Origin of the sequence: Desulfurococcus sp., from assembly GCF_049970475.1 — an archaeon.
GTDB lineage: Archaea > Thermoproteota > Thermoprotei_A > Sulfolobales > Desulfurococcaceae > Desulfurococcus > Desulfurococcus amylolyticus.
In genome coordinates this window covers 1-4487 of sequence record NZ_JBMFMW010000090.1, presented here as the reverse complement: position 1 = coordinate 4487, position 4487 = coordinate 1, and the positions used below count along the sequence as shown (strand labels likewise).

At 42.1% G+C, this 4487-nt stretch carries 5 protein-coding genes; 3 read left to right on the top strand and 2 right to left on the bottom strand.

Annotated elements, in window-relative coordinates; translation table 11 throughout:
- Nucleotides 1-465, bottom strand: a 465-nt coding sequence (locus ACP5N5_RS05735) for a nucleotidyltransferase family protein (RefSeq protein ID WP_428133797.1), incomplete at its 3' end; no start/stop codon positions are given.
- A 166-nt stretch (nt 466-631) separates the two neighbouring features.
- On the opposite strand from ACP5N5_RS05735, the gene ACP5N5_RS05730 reads away from it, so the two are divergent.
- Together ACP5N5_RS05730 and ACP5N5_RS05725 are read left to right on the top strand one after the other, a co-directional pair.
- The gene (locus ACP5N5_RS05730) at nt 632-1225 is read left to right on the top strand and encodes a phospholipase D-like domain-containing protein (RefSeq protein ID WP_428133790.1); all 594 of its coding nucleotides are present in this window, start codon (nt 632-634) and stop codon (nt 1223-1225) included.
- A gap of 77 nt (nt 1226-1302) precedes the next feature.
- Nucleotides 1303-2811, top strand: a complete 1509-nt coding sequence (locus tag ACP5N5_RS05725) for an SLC13 family permease (RefSeq protein ID WP_428133801.1) — start codon at nt 1303-1305, stop codon at nt 2809-2811.
- A 19-nt stretch (nt 2812-2830) separates the two neighbouring features.
- Here the strand turns inward: ACP5N5_RS05725 and yjjX are convergent, their stop codons facing one another.
- Nucleotides 2831-3421 carry an inosine/xanthosine triphosphatase gene (gene yjjX / locus ACP5N5_RS05720; RefSeq protein ID WP_428133788.1) on the bottom strand — a complete coding sequence of 197 codons (591 nt, stop codon included), beginning with the start codon at nt 3419-3421 and terminating at the stop codon, nt 2831-2833.
- Between the two features lie 364 nt (nt 3422-3785).
- On the opposite strand from yjjX, the gene ACP5N5_RS05715 reads away from it, so the two are divergent.
- A partial coding sequence (locus ACP5N5_RS05715) for an ornithine carbamoyltransferase (protein ID WP_428133785.1) occupies nt 3786-4487 on the top strand: 702 nt, incomplete at its 3' end.

Below are 4487 nucleotides of genomic sequence, written 5' to 3'. Positions count from 1 at the left end.
GGATAGAGGTTTCTCAATGAATAACTGTATATCCCCCTGCTCGTTCAAATAGACTATGCCGTATGGTAGTGGGTTTTCAACCTGTTTAAGCGCTATGGTTGCAACAGCGTTTGAAGACTCATGTGATTCATAGATCTCTCTATAAACAATATTACATAATGTATCACCCATCGTAACTATAAAGGATTCTTCAAGGATGCCGTCGAGTAATCTTATAGCGTCAGCTGTATCCTTTGAATCAAGCAGCATGGCTCTAACATATGAGTGATCCTTAAAGTATGCCAATATCTGGTCGCCAAGGTAGCGGGCCACAATGATTATATCTTTAACGCCGTGTTTACGTAGCCATTCTGTAATGTATTCTAATATAGGCTTGCCTGCTAGAGGTATCATGGGTTTAGGAGTGATCTTGGTTAAGGGGTAAAGTCTTGTCCCAAGTCCTCCAGCAAGCACCACTGCTTTCACTCATACCACCTAGGAAGGACTGAAGCAGGCAGGGACATCTCCCTGAACCTACCGCATATCTTCTGAAACCGGTAAAACATTATCAGACCTCCTTTTCTAGTAAGATAAGATTACATCGAATATTTAAAACTTCTAGAGATAGTTAATAAAGGGATCGGGTGGGCTCATGAGAGCCGTTGCAAACCTATTGACAGTCTTCATACTGGGGATGATTATCGGGGCGTCTATAGGTGTGTATGTTTATTCAAGGTATTTCCAAACCGGTGGAAGTGGTTTAATGGTAAATAATACTTGTTCACTCAATCTATTATTGGATAGAGAGTACTATGACGCAGTATTGAGGACCCTGGGCGGCGCTAATAGAAGTGTATACATAATGATGTATGTCGTGAAATATGATCCAAATGAGAGGGGCGATCCTGTAAACATTCTACTGGAAACGCTGGAGAAGTTAAAGAATAGAGGCGTAGATGTGAAAATAGTTGTGGATGATGAAACCTATAAATCATATAAAGATACAACGATTCGTTATCTTCTATCAAATAATATACCTGTAAGGCTAGATGAGTCTTCAGCTATAACAACTCATACTAAAATGGTGATTATCGATAATTCCACAGTAATACTTGGTAGCCATAACTGGACTGAGTCGGCTTTAATGAATAACCATGAAGCGTCAATAGAGACTAATTGTACAAGTATAGTTTCTAAGGCCCTCTCATATTTTGATAATATATGGGCTGGTTCTAGAAGTATTTAGTGACAAAGATAAGATAAATTTAATAATTATGGTAATGGTATTTGTTAGAAGAAAGTATGGTGGCAGTCTTGAAAACCATGATTAAGCTTACCATCTATATAGCTGTAATATTTTTTTTGTCATATCTGTTTGTGAGCATGGTACATTTAACTGGGCCTCTCGGGAGTAAAATAACCGAGGTTGTAACAGAATATAGGGGTGCTCCAGTAAACTTAGATAGTGAATACGCCGACCTTTCACAAGCTATTACGTTAACAATATTCTTTACTGTGATAGTGGTGACGATCATAAAGATGGAGTGGCGTGTAGCAGCCGCTATTTCGGGCATAGGTATACTGGTGATGAGTGCTATTGTGCCGCCTCAGGACCTGGTGGTTAAAGCTATTGACTGGAGGCTACTATTATTTCTCATAGGCTCAATGACGTTGGCAGGTGTACTCAGGGAGACAGGGGTTTTCAATAGGCTCGCGATTTTACTGTTGAGTAAGAGTGAGTCATCGCTTGGATTACTTATGCTTCTCGGTATTTTCTCAGCTGTATTAAGCATGGTTCTCGGCGAGGTGACAAGCATCATCTATGCTGTCACGGTTGTTCTAGAGCTTAAGAGGGTAATGAGGATAGATTTAAAGCCGTTAATAATATTCACCGTGCTCGCTACAAACACTGGCAGCATAGCACTACCGGTGGGTAACCCTATAGGTGTATACATCGCGTTTACAGCAAATATAGCGGTCAGCGAGTTCATAATAAAATGCCTTACGTTATCACTGCTGGAGCTTATGGTTCTAGTACTACTTTTCAAGCTAGTGTTGAGGGATTATACAAAGGCGCTCGACCAGGAACTGAAACAATCTAAGGAATTAATAAGCAAGTTAAGTCTTGCTAGAACAATCGATGTTTCCAGAATCGAGGTCAAGCATTTTAAGACAGGCGTCTTTATACTAATATCCTTCGTTGCCCTGGTAGTCTCAAGCGAGCATCTTGCCAATTTAATGAGCATACTTACGGGTGTCAGCATTGACCCACATGCATTACTGGCTTTCATCCCGTTCTTCTCTATAGCAATGGCGATATTCATAACTGATCCGTCCAGCATAAACAAGTTGATTGAGTCGGCTGTAGAGTGGCCGACGATGCTGTTCTTCATCGCCTTATTCATTCTATCATACTCGCTTAGCTATACTGGTGCTATAGCGAAGATAGCATACGTTATCGCGTCGGTCTCGAGTCTAAGCGGCTTTGAGGGTAACGCCATTACTGCAAATATATTATTAATAAGCTCTGCAGTGTTAAGTAGTGTACTAGATAATCTCTCTGTGATAGTGACATTAATGCAACCTGTTAAAGTACTCGTCCAGCTGGGTTTAAGTAGGGTATCGTACTTCTCCCTGCTCTATGGTGGAGTGTTTGGAGGCAACTATACGCCGATAGGTTCTACAGCTAACATAGTTGCTGTCTCTATGGCTGAGAGAGAAAAAATGGGGATTTCATGGAGTGAATGGCTTAAGATAGCTCTTATATCAACAACGATACAAATAATTATTGCTGTAGTATGGAGTGACCTATGGTTACTAATAGAATATTAGGCATCACCTGGTTTATGCTTTACCGTGTATCTTTTCCCCTAATATAGAGGTCCTCGTTTATAAATGGTATTAAAGCCATTAATGTAGCCATATAGCTTAGATCAGAGCGGGTGACAACGTTCTTCGTTAACACACCTATAAAGCCTCCCCTATCTCCAACGTTCTCGGTGCCATAGTATTCGTTCACTACATCTTCCAGCTCCTTCCTACTGCCATCAAGTATTTTCTCAGCGAATAACCTGGGTATCTTAAACGCTGGAGAGAATCCTAGCGAACCCACACCATCCCATCTCTGAATCCATGCTGTTTCCAAGTCATAATATTCTCCATTGATTAGTACCCATCCAGCTTCGATGCCGACACCGTAGCTACAATCCCTGAGCTTATCCATGGCATGGAGAGCCCTTCTCCTAGCCCCATCTATAACGTTTTCCAGGCCTATTGGTTGTGGTGCAAGATTGATTGATGGATTAATATACTTGACTTCAACCTCGTTGAAGAACCTCTTAAATGCATTGGTTACCCCCCTGATTTTAGCTGGGTTCCGTGTGCCAATACAAATAACAACCCTATTTTCACCGACATAGCTTCTTATGGTTTCAACGCTCATAGCTGTTCACACTGAGGCTCGGTATTGATTCATGCAGCGAACATAATATTAATGTTCCCAGCCAACTATTTAACCGAGTAATCCAGGCCATCCTTATAACTCTTCATCAGGTCCAGGACTAGTCATCATGGCTATGCTTAGGTCTGTACCATACCACCTTCTTACCCCTAGATGTGCATAATCTCATTAATTCATTTTTATTCGTAGCCTTCAGGGATAAGCGGGAACAAGCTACTTAGAGAGACAAGGTGTGGAACCCTGGCACTGTTATCTATCCCACTGGTTGTGGGCTCTCATGATTAAAATTTATTAATTCAACCAGATAATACTTATGGATCAATAAATCTAGGTAAGTGAGAGTGGTATGGGAAGACATAAACCCTGGTTCGTTGGATATCTAAAAGGCAAGGATTGGCTCTCTAACTATGACTATGATATAGACACGATATTCAAGGTTCTACAGGCCGCGAAAGAGTTGAAACAGATGTATCATAGTGGTGTTAGAAAAGTAAATTGGCTCGAAGGGAAGATGCTGTACCTGATATTCTATAATAAAAGCCTGAGGACGAGGAATAGCTTCCAGACTGGTGTGTATCAGCTGGGCGGGCAGGCTACCTATATTAGTCCTGACCAGGTTTATGCCCCCACACTACCTGAAGACATGGTACCATATCAGACGGAGGCTATAAGTGATGTAGCGAGGGTTCTAAGCAGGTATGGGGACGGCATAGCTATAAGAATATATGGTGATGCCGCTAAATGGGTAATCGGGCGTGGACATAGAATAATAAGGGAATTCGCTAAGTGGGCTGATATTCCAGTGTTAAACATGGAGGATGACGTATGGCATCCATTCCAGTCGCTAGCTGATGCGCAGGCAGCCCTTGAAGCACTAGGTTGGCCCAGGGATCTTAGAGGCAAAAAAGTTGTCGTGAGCTACGCATATAGCGGTGGGCTGAAACCATTGGCTGTACCACAGGATGTGGCAAGCATGTTCGCACTGCTTGGTGCAGACGTGTATGTGGCCCACCCACCAGGCTTCGAGTTAATGGATGAAGCGATGCAG

Excerpts from the sequence above, each read along its gene's own strand:
- ACP5N5_RS05725 (WP_428133801.1), top strand. The coding sequence starts at position 1,303 with ATGATTAAGCTTACCATCTATATAGCTGTAATATTTTTTTTGTCATAT.
- ACP5N5_RS05730 (WP_428133790.1), top strand. The coding sequence starts at position 632 with ATGAGAGCCGTTGCAAACCTATTGACAGTCTTCATACTGGGGATGATT.
- yjjX (WP_428133788.1), bottom strand. The coding sequence starts at position 3,421 with ATGAGCGTTGAAACCATAAGAAGCTATGTCGGTGAAAATAGGGTTGTT.